At 68.4% G+C, this 18,980-nt stretch carries 18 protein-coding genes; 6 read left to right on the top strand and 12 right to left on the bottom strand.

Annotation, left to right across the window (positions count from 1 at the left end):
* The first annotated feature begins 30 nt into the window (after window positions 1-30).
* Together A5680_RS12030 and A5680_RS12025 are read left to right on the top strand one after the other, a co-directional pair.
* Window positions 31-1,029: a sigma-70 family RNA polymerase sigma factor gene (locus tag A5680_RS12030; protein ID WP_055401137.1), complete on the top strand. Its 999-nt coding sequence runs from the start codon at window positions 31-33 to the stop codon at window positions 1,027-1,029.
* Complete coding sequence (locus A5680_RS12025; RefSeq protein ID WP_067819505.1) at window positions 1,026-2,438, top strand: alpha/beta hydrolase domain-containing protein; 1,413 nt, start codon at window positions 1,026-1,028, stop codon at window positions 2,436-2,438. The genes A5680_RS12030 and A5680_RS12025 overlap by 4 nt, the downstream gene beginning before the upstream one ends.
* On the opposite strand, the gene A5680_RS12020 is transcribed toward A5680_RS12025, so the two are convergent.
* Entirely contained in the window at window positions 2,435-3,577 is a 1,143-nt protein-coding gene (locus tag A5680_RS12020; protein WP_082970346.1) for a dihydrodipicolinate reductase, read from the bottom strand. The two genes, A5680_RS12025 and A5680_RS12020, sit on opposite strands and share 4 nt — an antisense overlap.
* 108 nt (window positions 3,578-3,685) lie before the next feature.
* Between A5680_RS12020 and A5680_RS12015 the strand changes: the two genes are divergently transcribed.
* The 4 genes from A5680_RS12015 (at window position 3,686) to A5680_RS12000 (ending at window position 7,866) form a co-directional block, all read left to right on the top strand.
* Complete coding sequence (locus A5680_RS12015; RefSeq protein WP_067819526.1) at window positions 3,686-4,510, top strand: MarR family transcriptional regulator; 825 nt, start codon at window positions 3,686-3,688, stop codon at window positions 4,508-4,510.
* A 20-nt stretch (window positions 4,511-4,530) separates the two neighbouring features.
* Window positions 4,531-5,265 carry a pirin-like bicupin family protein gene (locus A5680_RS12010; RefSeq protein WP_067819502.1) on the top strand — a complete coding sequence of 245 codons (735 nt, stop codon included), beginning with the start codon at window positions 4,531-4,533 and terminating at the stop codon, window positions 5,263-5,265.
* A 26-nt stretch (window positions 5,266-5,291) separates the two neighbouring features.
* Entirely contained in the window at window positions 5,292-6,677 is a 1,386-nt protein-coding gene (locus A5680_RS12005) for a YhgE/Pip domain-containing protein (RefSeq protein WP_067819500.1), read from the top strand.
* 79 nt (window positions 6,678-6,756) lie between these two features.
* The gene (locus A5680_RS12000) at window positions 6,757-7,866 is read left to right on the top strand and encodes a phosphodiester glycosidase family protein (RefSeq protein ID WP_156675081.1); all 1,110 of its coding nucleotides are present in this window, start codon (window positions 6,757-6,759) and stop codon (window positions 7,864-7,866) included.
* On the opposite strand, the gene A5680_RS11995 is transcribed toward A5680_RS12000, so the two are convergent.
* From A5680_RS11995 to A5680_RS11945, 11 genes are all read right to left on the bottom strand, one after another.
* Window positions 7,859-8,533 (bottom strand): YoaK family protein, encoded by a 675-nt coding sequence (locus A5680_RS11995; protein ID WP_067819494.1) that lies wholly within the window; start codon window positions 8,531-8,533, stop codon window positions 7,859-7,861. The genes A5680_RS12000 and A5680_RS11995 overlap by 8 nt on opposite strands.
* Before the next feature lie 18 nt (window positions 8,534-8,551).
* On the bottom strand, window positions 8,552-9,250 hold the full coding sequence (locus A5680_RS11990) for a mammalian cell entry protein (RefSeq protein ID WP_067819491.1): 699 nt from the start codon (window positions 9,248-9,250) through the stop codon (window positions 8,552-8,554).
* Window positions 9,217-9,771: a hypothetical protein gene (locus A5680_RS11985; protein WP_055401154.1), complete on the bottom strand. Its 555-nt coding sequence runs from the start codon at window positions 9,769-9,771 to the stop codon at window positions 9,217-9,219. The genes A5680_RS11990 and A5680_RS11985 overlap by 34 nt, the downstream gene beginning before the upstream one ends.
* The gene (locus tag A5680_RS11980; protein ID WP_067819488.1) at window positions 9,768-10,733 is read right to left on the bottom strand and encodes an RDD family protein; all 966 of its coding nucleotides are present in this window, start codon (window positions 10,731-10,733) and stop codon (window positions 9,768-9,770) included. Before A5680_RS11980 ends, A5680_RS11985 begins: the two co-directional genes overlap by 4 nt.
* Entirely contained in the window at window positions 10,730-11,572 is an 843-nt protein-coding gene (locus A5680_RS26030; protein WP_067819485.1) for an Mce protein, read from the bottom strand. The genes A5680_RS11980 and A5680_RS26030 overlap by 4 nt, the downstream gene beginning before the upstream one ends.
* Window positions 11,542-13,092 carry a virulence factor Mce family protein gene (locus A5680_RS11970; RefSeq protein ID WP_055405737.1) on the bottom strand — a complete coding sequence of 517 codons (1,551 nt, stop codon included), beginning with the start codon at window positions 13,090-13,092 and terminating at the stop codon, window positions 11,542-11,544. Before A5680_RS11970 ends, A5680_RS26030 begins: the two co-directional genes overlap by 31 nt.
* Complete coding sequence (locus tag A5680_RS11965) at window positions 13,086-14,246, bottom strand: virulence factor Mce family protein (RefSeq protein WP_055405493.1); 1,161 nt, start codon at window positions 14,244-14,246, stop codon at window positions 13,086-13,088. The genes A5680_RS11970 and A5680_RS11965 overlap by 7 nt, the downstream gene beginning before the upstream one ends.
* Window positions 14,246-15,859: a virulence factor Mce family protein gene (locus A5680_RS11960; protein ID WP_067819482.1), complete on the bottom strand. Its 1,614-nt coding sequence runs from the start codon at window positions 15,857-15,859 to the stop codon at window positions 14,246-14,248. The genes A5680_RS11965 and A5680_RS11960 overlap by 1 nt, the downstream gene beginning before the upstream one ends.
* Entirely contained in the window at window positions 15,856-17,448 is a 1,593-nt protein-coding gene (locus tag A5680_RS11955; protein WP_055405491.1) for a virulence factor Mce family protein, read from the bottom strand. Before A5680_RS11955 ends, A5680_RS11960 begins: the two co-directional genes overlap by 4 nt.
* Window positions 17,445-18,485, bottom strand: coding sequence for a virulence factor Mce family protein (locus A5680_RS11950; RefSeq protein ID WP_055405490.1), 1,041 nt, complete (start codon window positions 18,483-18,485; stop codon window positions 17,445-17,447). The genes A5680_RS11955 and A5680_RS11950 overlap by 4 nt, the downstream gene beginning before the upstream one ends.
* Window positions 18,482-18,980 (bottom strand): MCE family protein (locus A5680_RS11945; protein ID WP_197499781.1); only part of this gene is annotated, 499 nt, incomplete at its 5' end. The genes A5680_RS11950 and A5680_RS11945, both read right to left, overlap by 4 nt.

Raw genomic sequence — 18,980 nt, 5'->3', positions numbered from 1 at the left:
CCGCCAGACACTGTCGTAGGCTCTGTCATCGTGGGGCTACTCGCACAAAACACCGCAAACTCCGATCTTGGCGAGGTCGGCGGGGACTTCTCGGCGCATGCCGAGCCGTACCGTCGCGAATTGCTCGCCCATTGCTACCGGATGACCGGGTCGCTGCACGACGCGGAGGATCTGGTTCAGGAAACGTTGCTGCGGGCGTGGAAGGCCTACGACCGCTTCGAGGGCAAGTCGTCGATGCGGACGTGGCTGCACCGCATCGCCACCAACACCTGCCTGAGCGCGCTGGAGGGCCGGCAGCGCCGGCCGTTGCCGACCGGCCTGGGCGCCCCCAGCTCCGACCCGACCGCCGAGCTGGCGGAGCTCCGCGAGGTGCCCTGGCTGGAGCCCATCCCGGACCTGACGAACGACCCGGCCGACCCGTCGGTCATCGTCGGGTCGCGTGAGTCGATCCGGCTGGCGTTTGTGGCTGCGCTGCAACACCTTTCACCCCGGCAGCGGGCGGTGCTGCTGCTGCGCGACGTGCTGCAGTGGAAGGCCGCCGAGGTGGCCGAAGCGATCGGCACCACCACGACCGCGGTCAACAGCCTGCTGCAGCGGGCCCGCTCGCAGCTGGACGCCATCGGTCCCAGCTCCAGCGAACGCCTGACGCCGCCGGATTCGCCGGAGGTGCAGGACCTGCTGGACCGTTACATCGCCGCCTTCGAGAGCTACGACATCGACCGGCTGGTGGAGCTGTTCACCGCCGAGGCGATCTGGGAGATGCCGCCCTACACCGGCTGGTACCGGGGTGCGCGCGACATCGTCACCCTCATCCATCAGCACTGCCCCGCCGAGTCCGCCGGCGACATGCGCCTGGTGCCGGTGCTCGCCAACGGCCAGCCGGGCGCGGCCATGTACATGCGTGCCGGTGATCGGCACGTGCCCTTCCAGTTGCACGTGCTCGACGTGCGCGACGACGGGGTGTCGCACGTGGTGGCGTTCCTCGACGAGCGGTTGTTCGCCAAGTTCGGGCTGCCGGAGGCGCTGTGACCGAGCCGCTCGACGTCACGCCGGTGCCGGGAAAGGCGCTGCTGCTGTTGGGCGCCTTCGACATCGGCGACGTCGGCTACCGCGCCGAGGAGTTCTTCGTATCCGGCACGGCCTCGTCCTACGCCCCGCAAGGCCCGTTGGGTCCCGATGGCCGATGGGACGTAAAGCCCTCGGGCACCGCCGATTACACCACGCGCATCGTGGTGCTGACGCCCACTGACCCGGCACGGTTCAACGGCACGGTGCTGGTCGAATGGCTCAACGTCAGCGGCGGCATCGACGCGCCGGCCGTGTGGATGATGGCGCACCGCGAAATCGTCCGCTCCGGCTACGCCTACGTCGCCGTCTCGGCGCAGAAGGTCGGCGTCGACGGCGGCGCGAGCCTGCTCGGGATGGACATGTCGCTCAAGACCCAGGACCCGGCGCGCTACGCGAGCCTGAAGCATCCGGGCGACGCCTTCGCCTTCGCCATCTTCTCGCAGACCGGCGGCCTGGCCCGGAACGGGGCCGTGCTGGGCGGGCTGCGCCCCCAACGGGTCGTCGGCATCGGCGAGTCACAATCGGCGATGTTCCTCACCACCTACGTCAACGCCGTCGACCCGCTCGCCCGGGTCTACGACGGCTTCCTCGTGCATTCGCGGTTCGGGCCGGCCGCCCCGCTGGACGGCGGGTCGTTGATCGAGGGCATGGAGGCGTCCAGCGGCTGGCAGCAGGCGGTGAAGTTTCGGCCGGACCTGCGCGTCCCGCTGATCACCATCATCACCGAGACCGACCTCGTCGGGCACGTGCCGCTGGGTTATTACCTGGCCCGGCAACCCGATAACGCGCGGTTACGGGTCTGGGAGATACCCGGCGCCGCTCATGCCGACAACTACACGATCCAGGTGGCGCCGATCGACTCCGGGGCGGCGCCGATCGCCGACATCGTCGCCGCCTACGCGCCCACCAAAATGCTGATGGGCCAACAGCTTTCGCACAACATCAACTTCGCCCCCCAACACCACTATGTGGTGCAGGCGTCGATCGCCGCGCTCGAGGGCTGGGTCCGCAACGGCGAGCCGGCGCCGGCGGCGTCGCCGATCGACGTGCGCGAGACCGAACCCGTGCAGTTGCTGCTGGACGCCAACGGCCTTGCCGGGGGCGGCATTCGGACGCCCTGGGTCGACGTACCGATCGCCCGGACGTCGGGCGTCACCGCGGACGAGAGCATCATGGCCGCGATCTTCGGGTCCGGCGAACCTTTCGACACCGCCACGCTGGACCGGCTGTATCCGGGCGGCGCCGCCGAGTATCTGGAGCGCTTCGCCGCCGCGCTCGACGCGTCGATCAAATCGGGCTTCATCCTGCCGGCCGACCGGGCCGAGATCCTGGAACTCGCCGCCGCGACGTACCCCGACGGCCGGCCCTAGAACAGGCGACTGTCCGGCGGCGGACCCGGCACCGGGCGGACCAGACCCCTGCCCGGGATCAGCGGCAGGTCCAGCGCGCAGAGCAGCCCCGGCGGTGCCGCGCACACCGCCGGGATCGCGTTGACCATTCGCGAGGCGCCCGCGATGCGCGCGCCCAGGTCGTGGTCGTGGTCCTCGGCCATCTCGAATTCGCACCGCACGCTTGGCGATCCCTCGATCTCCACCCGATAGAGGCCGCGGCCGGAGGCCGGCCCGTAGCCCAGGTCCTTGGGCGGGATCGAGATGTTCGGCTGCGGCCAGTCGGGCGCGATGTCGTCGCGCATGCGGGTGACGTGGTCGAGGACGAAAGTCGGCTTGCCGCCGACGTATCCGGTCAGTGTGGAGCGCATGGCCGCGATCGTCCCGGCGGCGATGTGACCGGTCGGAGTGTCGAACGACTCCGCGGCGGGCAGCCGCTCGTTGGTTTCCTCGATGTCGTCGATCACCACGCCGAGGCCCGCGGCCAGCTGGTGCAGCACGGGCCCCCACCCGAACGTGAACATTCCCGGCTGGGCGGCGAACGCCTGATATTCCGGCGGCTTGCCGAACCCGAGGATCTCGTAGACCGCGGCCCGGTCCGGGTAGGTGGCGTAGTTGAACATCTCGGTCACCCGCACCGAGTCGATGACCCGCGATACCCCGGTAAGCGCCAGCGGCAGAACGTCATTGGCGAATCCGGAGTCTATGCCCGTGGTGAAGAACGACGCACCGCCGTCGAGCGCGGCCCGTCGCAGCGGGTCGGTGAGCGTCGCACCCGCCGGGCCCAAGCCGTCGGGAAACACCAGCGGCACCACCGAGCACGACACCACGTTCTTGCCGGCCCGCAGGATGGCGGCCATGTCCTCGACGGCCTCCAGCGGCCGCAGGTTGGCCCCGGCGGCGTACACCACCGCGTCGGCGTCCCCGGCGAGCAGCGCCGCCGGGTCCTGGGTGGCCGCCACCCCGACCGGCGCGATGCCGCACAGCTCACCCGCGTCGCGCCCCGCCTTGGCGTCGCTGTGCACCACCAGATCGACCAGCTGCAATTCCGGGTGGTCGATGATGCCGCGCAGGGCGATCACCCCCATCGAACCCGGCCCCCACACTCCCACCTTGATCACGGCTTGATGTCTCCTAATATTAGGACGTATATGGTTATAATTTGGACGGATCGTAGGGAGCTGGATATCGATACGTCAACCGGCAAATCGCCACCCACCGGTCGCGTGATGGATGTGCTTGCCGCCCTTGCGGATTCCCGTGCGGGACTGACCTCGGCCGAGCTGGCGAAGCGCTGCGCGATCAGCACCTCCACCTGCGCCCTGGTGCTCGCCGAGCTCGAGGGGCGCGCCTGGGTGTCCCGCCGCGAAGATCGCCGCTACGCGTTGGGCAGCGGGCTGTTCGGGCTGGTACACGGGCTGCGGGTGCAGTTCCCGCTGCTGGACCGGGGGCGCGATGCGCTGCAATTCCTGCACGAGACGCTCGGCGCGGGGTGCTCGATGTCGAAGATCGGCGGCCGGCACCTGACCACCGTCGACGCGGTCGGCCACGGAACCGACGGCGGCCGCGCCGTCGGTCAGCGCTTCCCCATCGACCCGCCGTTCGGATTGGTCGCGATGGCCTGGCGCGACGACGATTTCGTCCGGGCCTGGCTGCACGGGGTGATCCCGCGGCTGACCCGGGCGGAAATCGCGGAGCACCAGCGGGTGCTCGCCGACATCCGCGAGCGCGGGTACGGCGCGTGGCGGTTCGACGACACGCACCAGTCGCTGCACAACCGGCTGGCGGAGGTGCTGGCCTCCCTGGAGCCCACGGCGCGCGTCACCCGCCAGCTCACCACCCTGATGACGATGGTCACGCTGCAGTCGGTCACCGCTGAGCTCGAAACCGGTTTGGCCGCAGCCGAATTCGTGGTGCTGCCCATCTTCGGGCCGGACGGCCAGCCCGAGTACCAGATCGAGATCCACCTCGGGCGCTCGGACGCGCTGACCCTACCGGAGCTCGACGCCGCGCTTCGGCACGCGCAGGGGCTGCTCGCCGCGACGGTGGCCTGACCCCCGATTAGGCTGAACGCATGTCTGCCCACGCGGAAGTCCGGCGTGCGGCGACGCGGGCCGTCACCAGGACGCCGTGGCTGACGTCGCGGCACTCGTTCTCGTTCGGCGACCACTACGATCCTCTCAACACCCACCACGGACTGCTGCTGGTGAACAACGACGACATCGTGGCGCCCGGAACCGGATTCGACACCCACCCGCACCGCGACATGGAAATCGTCACGTGGGTACTGCGCGGTCAACTGGCACATCAGGACTCCATCGGCAATCGCGGCGTGATCTATCCGGGCCTGGCCCAGCGCATGTCGGCGGGCAGCGGGATCCTGCACTCCGAGAAGAACGACTCGTCCACGGAGCCAGTGCATTTCGTACAGATGTGGGTGGTGCCCGACGAGACCGGCATCAGCCCGGGCTACCAACAGCACCAGATCGACGACAGGGCGCTGGACGGCACACTGGTGACGATCGCCTCGGGGATCGCCGGCCGCGACGGGGCGATCGCCCTGCACAACCGCAAGGCCGCGCTGCACGCCACGCGGCTGGGGGCCGGCGACGCGGTCGGCCTGCCCGACGCGCCCTTCCTGCACCTATTCGTCACCCGGGGCGCGGTCCAGTGCGAGGGCGCCGGCGCGCTGCGCGAGGGCGATGCCGTCCGCTTCACCGACGGCGGCGGCGCGCGGGTCACGGCGACCGAGTCGTCGGAGCTGTTGGTCTGGGAGATGCACGCGAAACTGGGCGGCGCAAGCCCATAGAGTGTGCGTGACAGACAGGAGCCGGCATGTCTCAATCGCGGCCGCAGCACGCGGCGCCCAACCCGAACCGGAACTTCAAGGCGGTCCGGACCGTGCGGTTCTGGGCGGCGCCCCTGATCATCACGCTGGCCCTGATGTCGACGTTGTGCGCGCTCTATCTCGGCGGCATCTTGAACCCGATGACCAACCTGCGGCACTTCCCCATCGCCGTGGTGAACGAGGATGCGGGGCCGGCGGGCGCGGAACTGACCGGTCGATTGGTCAACGGCCTGGACAAGAACCAGTTCGACGTCCGCGTGCTCACACGCGACGCCGCCAAGCATCAGCTCGACACGGGCCATGTGTACGGCTCGGTGCTGATACCGCCGAGCTTCTCGTCGAAGCTGCGGGATCTGGGCGCCAGCGCGGTGCAGCCCGGACCCGCCGAACGGCCCGTGATCACCATTTCGACCAACCCGCGGGCCGGCACGCTCGGCTCCAGCATCGCCGCCCAGACGCTCAACATGGCGATGGGCCAGGCGAATGGTGAAGTGGGCGAACGGCTTCTGGCACAGGTCAAGGCGCAGACCGGCGGCGCCCCGCTCGCCGGGGCCGCGGAGGAGGGGCTTTCCACGCCGATCGAGATCGAGTCGACCGTGTACAGCCCGCTGCCCAACGGCACCGGCAACGGGCTGTCGGCCTTCTACTACGCGCTGCTGCTCCTGCTCGCGGGGTTCACCGGCAGCATCGTGGTCAGCACCCTCGTCGACGCGTTGCTTGGCTACGTTCCGGCCGAATTCGGGCCGGTGTATCGCTTCGCCGAGCAGGTGCGAATCTCGCGCTTCCAGACGCTGCTGCTCAAGTGGGCCATCATGGTCCTGCTGGGGCTGCTCACGTCCGCGGTCTACCTGGCGATCGCGCACGGGCTCGGCATGCCGATCGACCTCGGCTGGCAACTCTGGGCGTTCGGCGCCTTCGCGATCGCCGCGGTGGGGATCACGTCCAGTTCGTTGCTCTCGGTGCTGGGCACGGGCGGGCTGCTGGTCAGCATGCTGATCTTCGTGATCCTCGGGTTACCCTCGGCCGGGGCCACCGTGCCGCTGGAGGCGACACCGCCCTTCTTCCGCTGGCTGGCCGAATTCGAGCCCATGCACCAGGTCTTCCTGGGCACCCGCTCGCTGCTGTACTTCAAGGCGCACGCCGACACCGGGATATCGCAGGCGCTCCTGATGACGACGCTGGGCCTGGTCATCGGGCTGCTGCTGGGCGGCATCGTCACCCACCTGTACGACCGCAAGGGTTTCCACCGCATCCCCGGGGCGGTCGAGATGGCGATCGCCATGGAACACCAGGCGCAGCACAAGGCGCGCCAGGGCGGCAAGCACGGACAGGCCGAGCCGACCGAGCCCGAAAGCGCAAGCGACGAAACGTAATTCGAACGCCGCCCGACCGTCATGCGCCCGTTATAGAAATTGACGGTGTGACGGATGTGACAGATGATGTTTAGGTTGCATCCCGCTCAGGACGGAAAGGGCGATCGTGCTGACCCGACGCGCCAGCTTGCGCCGGCTGGTGGCCGGCTGCACCGCGGTGCTCGCTTGCGTCGCCCTGGCCAGCACGGCGGGCCAGCCGGTCGCGCACGCCGCCGACGGCCGCGCCCTGCTGGCCAACGCCATCAACACCACCAAGGGCTCCTACCTGGTCTACAACTTCGGGCCCGGCCACCCCGCACCCATGCTCAACGCCGGTGGCAGCTGGTACGAGATGAACAACGGCGGCCACCTGATGATCATCAAGAACGCCGCGGGACGGCTCTCGCCGCACCTGCTGGTCGACACCCACCAGGGCGATCAGGCGCGCTGCGAGAACAACCCCGGTGCCCGCACCGGTGAGGGACTCTGGCAGGCGTCGGAACTCTATGCGCCGCTTCAGGCGTGGCAGCGGATGGGCCAACCGACGATCGCGATCAACGCCAACTTCTTCGACGTTCGGGGGCAGAAGGCCGGCTCGTGGCGCCAGACCGGCTGCAGCTCACCGCTGGGCGCCTTCGTGGACAACACCCACGGCCAGGGCCGCGCCAACCAGGCCGTCACGGGCACCGTCGCCTATCCCGGCAAGCAGGGCCTCTCGGGCGGCGGTGAAAGCTGGAGCGTCCTGACGACGATGATCCTGCCGTCCGGCGGCGCGCCGTATGTGGTGTGGCCGAAGACCAAGAGCGACTACGACTCCGCCACTCCGGTGGTCGAGGACCTGCTGAACAAGAACGAACGCTTCGTCGCGGTCTCCGGCATCGGGCTGCTGGCACCCGGCAACACCGGGCAGCTGCGCGACGGCGGACCCAGCGCCGCGCGAACGGCTTTGGCGTACTCGAGGCAGAAAGACGAGATGTACATCTTCGAGGGCGGCAGCTACACGCCGGACAACATGCAGGACCTGTTCCGCGGCCTGGGCAGCGACAACGCGATCCTGCTCGACGGCGGTGGGTCGTCGGCCATCGTGCTGCGCCGCGACACCGGCGGCATGTGGGCCGGCGCCGGCTCGCCGCGGGGATCCTGCGACACCCGGCAGGTGCTCTGCGATTCGCACGAACGGGCGCTGCCGAGCTGGCTGGCCTTCAATTAGCCGGCCCGAAGCGGAAGATCAGCAGGCTGGCCGCCACCACGGCCGCCGTCACCGCGAACACCGGCGCGACGACGAACCGTGACATCGTCGCCCCCAGGAAGGCGCCGGCGCACATCGTCAGCACGACGCCGATGCGCAACGCCTGACGGTCGCCCGAGCCGCCGGCGAGCCGGCTGTCCAGGCCGAGGCTGACGATCGTCGACGTCAGCACCGTGGTGGACAGTTCCTGGATGCCGAACTGGCGGGCGCTCGAATGCTGCAGGCCGAACGTGACCGCGAGGATGCCGATCATGATCAGCTTGGTGTTGCTGTGGTACTGCAGGGCTCCCGTGCCGCCCAGGATCGCCAGCGTCACCAAAAGGGTGATCTCCGTTGCCAATACGGTGGTGATCCAGTCCCGCGTCCGGTCCGCGAAATGCCGCGATACGCGGCCGCTGACGATCGTGGTGCACACGAAGGTCGGCAGGGCCACCACGACCGCGGTCATGTCGATGCTGGTCCGCGGCGCCAGCCAAAAGCCCAGGAAGATCACGTTGCCGGTCATGTTGGCGACGAACACGTGGCCGAGCACCAGGATGCTGATCGAGTCCGCCAGCCCGGTCGCGAAGGTCAACAACAACAGCGCCGCGACCGTCGATCGCTCCGACACCGGGGAGGTAACCGCCATGGGTCGCAGCAGACCGTGCTAGACGTGCGGCGTCAAATCCAGCGACGTGATGGTCGTCATCCTGGTCACCAGCCAGCGGTTCTGCGCGCGCTTCAGGAACAGCCGGTAGGACAGGTACTTCAGCGACGGCACGTTCTTGGTCAACGGGCTGGTGGACGTCGTGTTGGTGTACACGATCACGACGGCGTTGGCGTCGTCGATCGATTCGACCGCCGCTCCGGTGACCTCGGTGTGGTTGGTGATCTTGGCCTGCTTGTTGGGGGCCACGATGGCGTCGACGAACTTGCGGTACTGCGCCTCGAAATCGCCGCTGAGGTAGCCCGACGCCCGGTCCGCGAGGGTGTCCATGTTCTCGGGCGTGTAGGTCCACAGCGTGGTGATGGCGCTGGCCGCGGTGCGCGCCACTTTGAGTTTCGTTGCGGCGGCGGCACGATCGCTCAGATACGGCTGTACCGTCGCGCCGGCGAACGCGGCCGAACCGACGAACACCGCGGCGGCCACCACGACCGTGATGGCCAGCCGCTTGCCGGCCAGCCATTTGCGCCGCTTGCGGCCCGCGGGCTTCGCCTCGGCGTCGCCGGCCTCGGATTCCTCGGCGGCGGAAGCGGTTTCGTCGCCGGCCGGCGAGTCCGCGCGCTCCTCGGCCGCCGCCTCCCCGGAGGCGTCGGTGCCCGCGTCGGCGGTCAGATCACCTGTTGCAGGTTGCTGATCTTCCACTGATTTCCTTCCTGCGTGGCGGTCGCCGTCCACCGATTGGCGTTCTCCCAAACCTGTTTGCCGTCAGGGGATTTGCTGCTGACCGCGGTGGCTACGATCACGGTCGCGCTGCCGTCGTCGTTCCAGCGCTCCACCCCGGCGTCCAGGACGGTGCCGGTGGCCGGTTCGGCCCGGGCCACCTGTAGCAAGATCTCGTTCGCCTTGTCGCGGTACTCCTTGGCGAAGTCGCCGGTCGCCTGGCCCAGCACCCGCGTCACGTAGTCGTTGGCGTGGAATGGATCGATGGAGGTGAACTGCGTCATGAAGCCGGTCACGTAGCTGAGCACCTCGCGATTCTTCGACTCGGCGCGCTCGCGGGATTCATGGTTGATCAGCATCAGCGTGCACACCGTGATGGCGGCCGCCATCAGGATCGCCGCGACCGCGCTGGCCAACGGCAGGCCCCACGGCCGCCCCGGCGGCACCGCACTCGGGATCAGCAGCGGTCCCTCACCGGGCTGAAACTTGCGGCGCGGGCTCATTTTCCGCCCCCCGGCTTGGGCTTGGTCAGCACCGTGAGGTCATCGACCAGCCAGCGGCCGCCGTCCTTCACGAACGTCACCCGCACGGTGGCGGAGATGTAGCGCTGGTCGGGCCCCGCCCCGCGTTGGCCCTGCATGAACATCAGCATGGTCGCGCGGTCCGGCGCCGCGGACTGGATCGCGCTGTCGGTCACTCGATACTCGTTGATGACCGGGTTGCCCTTCTGCACCATGTCCTGCTGGGCGGCCAGCTGGGGCCGGTATTTGGCGGTGGTCAACGCCAGGGCGCGCGCGAAATCGTCGTGCAGGGATTTGGGGTCGTAGGTCAGCATCTGCGCGACGATCTTCGGGCCCTGCGTGCCGAGCTCCGCCCGCGTATGGTCGGTCTCCCGGTCCGGGCCGAACACCACCGCATAGCTGATCGCCGCGCCGGCGAGGCACAGTGCGGTCGCGCCCAGCACCACGGCCACCGCCGACCGCCGCACGGGGAACCCGGGCTCGGCCGGCTCGTGACGCCGCACTTCGGTGCCGACCAGCATGTCGGCGAAGGTGCGTCGGTCCGAATCCCACAGCGGCCAAAACCATCCCACCACCGACAGGGTGTCGAGCAGGTGCGCCAGGTCGCGCAGCAGCAGTCCCCATGGCCCGATGGGTTCGCCGTCGCGTCGCCCCACCGCGATGCCGAAGAGTGCCCTGCCCACGCTGAAGCCGGTGATGGTCGGCAGCAACGACCGGTTCGCCAACATCAACAGGATCGCCACGCCGCCGGCCGAGATGCACACCCACGACCAGATCTGATGGTGGCGCACGTTGACCGACACCAACGCCATCGTCGCCACGACCAGAACACCCGGCAGCACGTCGACGGTCAGGGCACCGGCGCGAAGATGCCAGGGCGCCAAGGCATTCCGTGGGGACTCCTGGACGGCCTTGGCCGGTGGCTTCTCGACCACCACCGTCACTTCGTCACCTGGTCGAGCTTGGCAATCTTGTATTGCCCTTCGGCCATCGCCATTTTCACCCGCAGGCGGTAGCCGGTTTCGTTCTGCGTCTGGTCGTTGGCGACCTTGACCCGAACGGCGACGAGCACGTCGACCGAACCGTCGGGGTTGTTTCGCTCGACCGCCGCCCGCATGTCGGACACCTGGACGTGGACGTTGGCCGCCTGATACGCCTGAACGAGCATGCTGGTGTAGAGCAGGGCCTGCGAGCGGAAAGCGTCTGTGCCGCAGTCGATGATCTTCTGCTCGCTCGCCGCCATCGCGTTGGTGTCGGGCGCCTGGGTCGCGGAAACGCATTCGACGGCCGCCTTGAGCGCCGCGGCGTTGTTGCGGGCGATCGCCTGGCTGTCGTGGTGGTAGCGCAGCGCGAAGTACCCGCCGGCGCCGACGGCGGCGGCGCAGAGCACGAGCACCGCGGCAATGCCGGCCAGCCAGCCGCGACCCATTCGCGACGGACGGCGCTCGACGCCCCCGTCCGGGCCGGCCTGCGCGTCCGACGGCTCCTCGGCGGCGGCCTCGGGGCCGCTTTCCTCGGCGGCGGCCTCGGGCTCCGACGGCTCCGCCGTCGCCTCTTCTTCCGCCGTGGTCTCTTCGGACGGCGCGGTCTCCTCGGCCGAGGGCTCCTCGACCGTCGCGGCCGGCTCGATCGAGGGTTCGGCGGACTCCTCGGCCGTCACTTCCGGGTTGGCCGGTTCGGCGGTGGGCTCCGGGTCCTGGTTCTTCGGACGCCGTCCGCGCAGACGACGAAACTTCGGCATCGGTGGGGGGTTCAGCCGGCTGGCGCCAGCATCTCCTTCCATCCGTCGTCTCCTGTTCTGGCCGAGTTTTCGACGGAGTACTTAACTCCGTCTGGCCCTACCAGTTCACCGCTTTGGGGACTGTAGACCGCCGCGGGCGGCCCGCCGGGAGTATAGACACACGGGTTGGGCTGCTGGCCGTTGCACTGCACGGTACCCGACCCCGGCCGCGACAAGGGGTCGCTGGTCGGCGGTGGCGTCCCCGCCACCCGGTCGGAGGGGGCGGGGTTCAGGCCGGTGTCGATCGACGGCGCCGGGATCACCTGGCCCGGTTTCACGGGCTGGTCGCAGCGCGCGGCCGGCGCGGGGCAGGTCACGATCTGGTTGGGGTCGCCGTACCAGGGGTTGGTGCCCGCCGGCACGTACGGCCTGGGGTCACGGCACTCCCGCGGCGTGGCCGCCCGCTTGCCCTCGATGTCGGTACACGGGATGTTGCGCGAGCCGCGCACGCTGTTGGCCGGGGTGTCCATCGGGATCTTGCAATAGGTGCCCGACGGCAGCGGCTGGATGCTGGTGTCGGCCGGGGACCGCCACTCGGACGCCGGGATGAACCCGGTGAGGCAGGGCGGCGGCTGGTTGATCGACAACGCCAGGTCCAGGGCCGCCATGTTCGGGAACGGCGCCGCCACCGTCTGGGCGATCGACGCGCCCTGGGGCAGGAACACCAGCACCTGCTCGACGCCGGTGTGGTACCGCTTGAGCAGGTCGAAGACCACCTCGAGGTTCGCCAGCGTCTGCGGCAGCGAGTCCCGCACGTCGTTGAACACGTCGTTGACCTGGTCGGCCGTCGGCGCCGCCTGGCGCAGGATGCTCTTGACGTGCTGGTCTTCCTGCGCGGACTGCGCGCCCAGCCTGTTCAGGTTGCGGGCCCAACGTTCGATGGCGTCACCGGACTTGACCTGGCTGTCCAGCACCGGGCCCGAGTTCTGGATGATGTCGTTGACGTCGTTGATGTTGGTCTTGAAGTCCCCGACGATCGCCTGGGTCGAGTCGACCAACCGCTGCAGGGCGGGACCCAGCCCGCCCACGGATTGGGCCGTCTCGTCGAGCAATTGGGCGATCTTGTCCTTGGGCAGCACGGCCAGCCCGCGGTTGGCCGTGTCCAACGCCGGCCCGATCTCGGCGGGCACCGTCCCCTTCGTGATCGTCTGGCCCTCCGACAGGAACTTGCCCGGATTACCGGTCGACTCGAGGTCCAGGTACTGCTCACCGACCGCCGACACCGAGTGCACGTTGGCCGTCGCGTCGATGGGGATCTTGTACCGGCTGTCGATGCTCATCGTCGCCTGGGCGCCGCGCTCCGTCGGCTCGACGTCGGTGACCTTGCCGATGGTGATGCCTCGATAGGTCACGTTCGCCGTCGGGTACAGGCCACCCGACGCGGGCAGGTCGGCCTTCAGCGTGTATCGACCGATTCCCACCAGGCTCGGAATCTGCAGGTAGTAGACGCCGAGCACCGACAGCGCGATCACCGTGATGATCCCGAACGCGATCAGCTGGCGCCGGACAAAGGGAGTCAGCAATTCCTGTCCCCCCTTTCCACCAGTGGCCCACCGGGCGCGTCGTTCGGGTTCGGCGTGTAGCGCACGTCCGGAATCATCGTCTCGGGGTCACGCCCGAACGACTGCTCGAGCGCGCGCAGCGCCCCCGACAATCCGGTGCCGGTGAGGAACGCGTTGTCCACGGAGCTGTACGTCACGTCGAGCGTCAGCGAGATGTTGATGTAGTCACCGCGGAAGATCTTCGGCACCGTGTCGATGTCGAACGGCTGCGTCAGGATCAGCTTCAGCGCACCGATCAGGTACGGCGAGGCGCGGCCCAACTCCTTCAACGGGCATTGCAGCGCCTGCAGGTCGGTGTGCAGCGGCCCGCGCGCCTCCGACAGGTACTGGTCGGCGGCCTGGCTGAGCCGTCCCACCGCGTCGACGGCGTTGATCAGCAGGTTCTTGGTGTCGGCGAAGTGCTTGACCAGCGGCGGGATGTCGGTGAGCACCCGGTCGAGGACGTCGGCCCGCGCACCTACGTAGGTGAGCAGCCGGTTGGTCGAGTCGATCGCGTGCGTGATGTCATCGCGCTGCTGATTGAGCTGGTTGGTGAAGGTGTCCAGCTTGCCGAGGAAGGACCGGATCTGATCGCCCCGCCCGTTGAAGATGTTGTAGACCTCGTTCTGCAGCACCTCCAGGTTGGGGATGCCGCCGCCGCGCAGGATCAGCGACAGGCTGGCCAGCGTCTGCTCGGTGGTCGGGTACGCCGACGAGTTCTTCAGCGGGATCGTGTCGCCGTCCTTGAGCATCTCCTGCGACGGGTTCGGCGGCGCGGCGAGCTCGACGTGCTGGGAACCCAGCAGCGAGGTCTGGCCGATCTTGGCGATCGCGTTCTTCGGCAGCTTGGTGTTCTTGTCGACGCCCAGCGTCAGGGTGGCGACCCAGTTCTTCAGCTGAATGGACTTGATCGACCCGACGAACACGTCGGCGACCATCACCTTGCTGTTGCCGTTGATCGCCAGGGTGTCGGGCACCTGGACGTAGATCGTCATGGCGCCCGAGCCGCTGCCCGGACCGCCCGGGATCGCGACGTTGGAGATCCCGCGCCAGCCGCACGAACTCAACACCAGCGCGGCCACCAACAGCACCAGCGCCTGCCAGGCCCCGCGGCGAATCAGTCGAAGCGCGCTCATTACTGGCCACCCCCGATGTCAGCCGGTACCGGGGGCCCACCGGCGTTCGGCGCGGGCGCGGCGATCGACGCCGGCGTCGGGGCGACCGGGCCCGGGGCCACGTTCGGCCCGGGTGGCGGCGGCTGGATCGGAACCGGCGCGTTCAAACCGATGGGCGGCACGATCGGGTTCTCGTCATAGGCATTCGGCGGTCCCGGCGGCGTCTGCAGGTTCGATTGCACGGGCGCGATGTTGGGGCCTCCCATGAGCTCGGCCAGCGAGTCCGGGGTCATCAGACCCGCGGTGATCGGCCCGACCTGCTGCCCCTGCATCCCGGGCGCGACGATCCAGCCGGGCTGGGTGTTGCGGTGCGACGTCGGGGTGTCCGGAACCCAGATACCCGGGACGGTGGTGTCCTTGTATCCGTTCGGCGGGTGCAGCCGATCTTCCGAATACGCCACTTCCTTGGGCAGGGTCTCGGCCGTGCTGAACAGGTTCGCCCCGAACGGCAGGTAGTTGAACTTGATGGCGTCGAGGATCGGCGCCAGGTACTGCGCGCACAGTTCCGCCGACTCTTGGTAACCGAGCCGGCTGCCCGCCTGGATCGAGCTGCAGATGAACTGCATCGGGTTGGCGAAGTTGGTGATCGCCGGGATGGCGACCACGGAACCGTGCGACGGGTGATAGATCTGGTTGATGTTCGCCGCCGCCGTGGGCAACACGTGCAGCGCGGTCTCCAACCCGTTCAGCGGATCCGGCTGCAGGATCGTGTTCGTCACGGTCGCCAGGTTGTTGATGTCGTAGGTCAGAACCTCGCGGTTCTTGTCCAGGAACGGCCGGACCGTGGACAGCAACCCGTCGAACTGCTCGATCGCGTTCGACAGGTCACTGTCGTTGTGCGCCAGCCGGGTGGTGAAGTCCGCCAGGTTCTGGTTCAGCGCGACGAACTGCTGGTCGTCCTTGTGCAACGCGTTGACGAACAGCGCCAGGCTCTTGACTACCGCGAAGAAGTCGCCGCGGCCCTCGTTCAGCGCGTTCAACGCCTGCGAGAGGTTGCTCAGCGTCGTGTTGATCTCTTTGCCCTTGCCGGCCAACCCGTTGGCGTAGGACTCGATGACCTCACCGAACGGGCCCGTCGGCTGCTCCGGCGTCGGCCCCAGCTTGGAAATGATGTTGGTGATGCTGTTGCGCAGCTGGTCCCACTCCACCGGGACCTGGGTGCGCTCCTCGGGGATCACCGCGTTGTCCGACAGCACCGGCCCGCCCTTGTACGGCGGCTCCAGCTGGATCGCCCGCGACGCCACCAGCGTCGGGTTCAGGATCACCGCGTTGGCGTTCGCGGGCACCCGGTACTTGTTCTGGTAGTGGAAGGTGACCTTCATCTTGTCGCCGGCCGGCTCGATCTTGTCGATCGCGCCCACCCGCAACCCCATGATCTGGACCTTGTCGCCCGGGTACAGGGCGTTGGCCGCCGGGAAGTAGGCCACCACGGTGTTGTTGGTCATCTTCTCGTACAGCTTCCAGCCGACGAATCCGACGACGAGGGCGAGCACGATCACCAGCGAGCCGATGATCACCGTCGCGCGGGTCATCTTCGGCAGCCGGATGTTGCGGATGTCAAAGGCGGTGCTCAATTCTGGCTACCTCCCCCCGCAGCGCCGCTGCCGCCGGTTCCGCCCGGGTTGATGAACGGCGCGGGCAATTGGTTACCAGGTCCGGGTGGCGCGGCCGGCCCCGGCGGGAAACCAGGCGCGAACGTCGACGGTGGCGGCGTCGGTCCGGCGGGCGCCAGGTTTTCGGTGCGCGCGCCCGGCGGTGCCTGCGCGGGCAGCGGCACGGGCGTCCCCGGAACGTCCGGCGGCGGGTCGCCCGGGCGCCCGGCGATCGGGATGCCCGGGGTCGGCGGCAGGCCGCCCGGGTTCGGCGGGGAGGTCATCACGTCGACCGGCGCGGGGAAGCCCGGGCCGCCGAACGGTCCGATGCCGCCACCGGCGCACGGCAGCGGGTTCCACGGCCGCGGCAGCCCCTCGTCGCCGACGGTGACGTTGCCGCCCGGGTTGGCCGGCGTGTACGAGCACGGCGATCCGGGTGGGACGGCCGGGCCGGGGTGCTCCGGCGTGCCCTCCAGCACCGGGGGTGCGGGCGGCGGCGCGCCGTTGGGGAGTCGGGTGCCGTTGGGGTCGGGCCACCGGAACTCGGGCAGGCCGGCACTGCGCCAGAAGTTCTCCGGGTCGATGCCGCGCTTCTTGAAGGCGGCGTCCACCCACGGCTGGATGATCTGGTAGAGCGCGAGGTTGTGCAGGACCACCTTGAAGAACGGTCCCGACGCGATCGCCTCGTTCAGCGACGGCAAGAACTTGCCGACCTCGGTGAGGCCCGCGGCGACGTCGTCCTTGCGCTCCTTGAGGATGTCGCTCACGGTGCGCAGCTGCTCGAGGACGTGGTTCAGGTTGGGGTTGTCGTTGATGAATCCCTTGACCTGTTCGGAGAAGGCGGCGACGTTCGACAGCAGCGCGTTGATGGCCTGGCCGCGTTCGTTGAAGGCGACCAGCAGCGTCTTGGTGTTGACCAGCAGGCGGTCGATCTGGTCGCTGCGGTCACCAAGGATGCTGGCCACCTGGTTGGCCTGGGCGAGCAGATGCTTGACCTGCTCGTCGCGCTTGCCGATCGTGTCGGAGAACTTGGCCACGCCGTCCAGCGCCGCGCTCAGGTGCGGGTAGGTCTGGTCGATGGTCTGCGACAGCACGTGCAGCGATTCTTTGACCGTGTCGATGTTCCAACCCTGCGCGGCCTTGGTGACGTCGAAGAACGCGTCGTAGATCTGATAGGGCGTGGTGCTTTGGCCAATCGGCAACGAGTCCCCGGGCCGCAGTTGCTTGGTGCCCCGGTTCTCGACCTCGAGGATCTTCTTGCCCAGGATCGTGTCGGTCTTGATCGCCAGGCGGCTCTCCGTGCCGATGGTCGCGGTGCCGAGGTTGAACTTGACCAGGATGTGATCGTTCTCGATGTTGATGGCCTCGACCTTGCCGACGTCCACGCCGGCGATGCGCACCTTGTCGCCGACGCCGACGCCCCCGGTGTCGCTGAACTGGCCGTAGTAGTGCGGCTTGGCCATCAGCATGGGCACGCTGGTGAAGCTTTGGCCGACGCCGATGACGAGCAGCGTCACGATGATGCCCATCAACCCGATGCGAACCCGGTTGGGTGGCTCCAGTGTTCTCATTGCGGCGTGCACCTACCCGTCGGCTGTTGGAATAGCCGGACCGTGCGGACCGGGCCGCCGGCCTGCAAACCGTTGATCTTGAGCGTGATGTCGCAGGCGTAGAAGTTCACGAAGTCGCCGTAGGAACCGATGGCGCGCCCGATCATGTTCAAGGCGGTGGGCACCTTCTTGAGGTAGTCGTTCAGCTGGTCGCGCTGGTCGATGAGCGGCTGTTGGATGGCGTCCAGATAGTTGAGAGTGCTGTGCAGCAGGCCGCGGTCCTCGGCGAGCAGGTCGGCGACCGTCCCGGCGGCGTTGCTGATGTGCGCGGTCCCGCCCGCCAACTGGTCCCCGTGGTCCTTCAGCCCGGTGATCAGCACCTCGAGGTTGTTGACGGTCTGGTCGAACTGCTGGCGGTGGCGAACCGTGGTGTCCAGCACGATGTTCAGGTTCTTGATGACCTCGCCGATCGCCTGGTCGCGCTCACCGAGCTGGTTGGTCAGCTGCGCGGTTTGGTCGAGGATGTCGTTGATGGTGCCGCCCTGGCCCTGGAACACCGTGATCAGGGCCGTCGCGATGGTGTTCACCTTCTGCGGGTCCAGCGCCCGGAACAGCGGTTTGAACCCGCCGATCAGGGCGTCCAGGTCCAGCGCCGGCGAGGTGCGCGACATCGGGATGAACCCGCCCGGCGGCAGCACCTTCTGGGCGCCCTCGCCCTCGCCGCGCTTGAGCTCCAGGTAGCGGTTGCCGATCAGGTCGAGGTAGCGGATCTGCGCGGTCGTCGACTGATACAGCGGCACCGAGCGGTCGACGTTGAACTTCACCCGCGCCCGCTTGCCGCCGTCGGCCAGCTCGACTGTGTCGACCTTGCCGATCTCCACGCCGGAGGCGCGGACGAACTGGCCCGCCCGCAGGCCGCTGGCGTTGGCGAACTCGGCCGAGTACGACTGCGTGCTGTCGAAGCGCATCTGACCGAAGACGACGACGATCATCACAGTGAAGATCAGCAGCACCAACGAGAAGATGCTGAGCTTGACGATGGTTCCGGAGATTTTCATGGGTTGATCGTGTTATCCCCTACTTGGCGGCCCCAGACGTACTCGATCGCATACGGCGATCCGGTGTCGACGTGGTTGTACGGCGCGATGCTGTTGCCGCTGTCTATCACCAATTCCGGTGCGGGCCAGAGGTCGTGGGTGATCTGCTGCCAGCAACCCGGGGCACCTCCCGGCCCGCCGCGCGCGTTCACCCGCGGCAGGTTCTCCGGATAGGTGTACGGGTTGGGCGCTCCGCCGACCACCCCGGCGAGCCCGCCGAACAGGCTGGCGAGGGCCGCCACCGCCGACACCGGGTTGGCCAGCAACCCCAACCCGGACAGCGCCTCGGTGTGGGCGACCAGCGAGTAGCCGTTGCCGCCCAGGAACGAGGACGCCTTCGGCTCGATGTCGTGGTAGTTGCGCACCGTGCAGAAGAGCTCCGGGCTGTAGGTGTCCAGCAGCTGCGCGGTGGGCACCAGGTCTTGGGCCCCGCGCGCCAGGTACGGCCCGCCCCGG

This window comes from Mycobacterium sp. E2989 (assembly GCF_001667595.1).
In the GTDB taxonomy this organism is placed as follows: domain Bacteria; phylum Actinomycetota; class Actinomycetes; order Mycobacteriales; family Mycobacteriaceae; genus Mycobacterium.
Note: the sequence above shows the minus strand (reverse complement) of the source record. Positions and strands in the feature narration are given on the sequence as shown.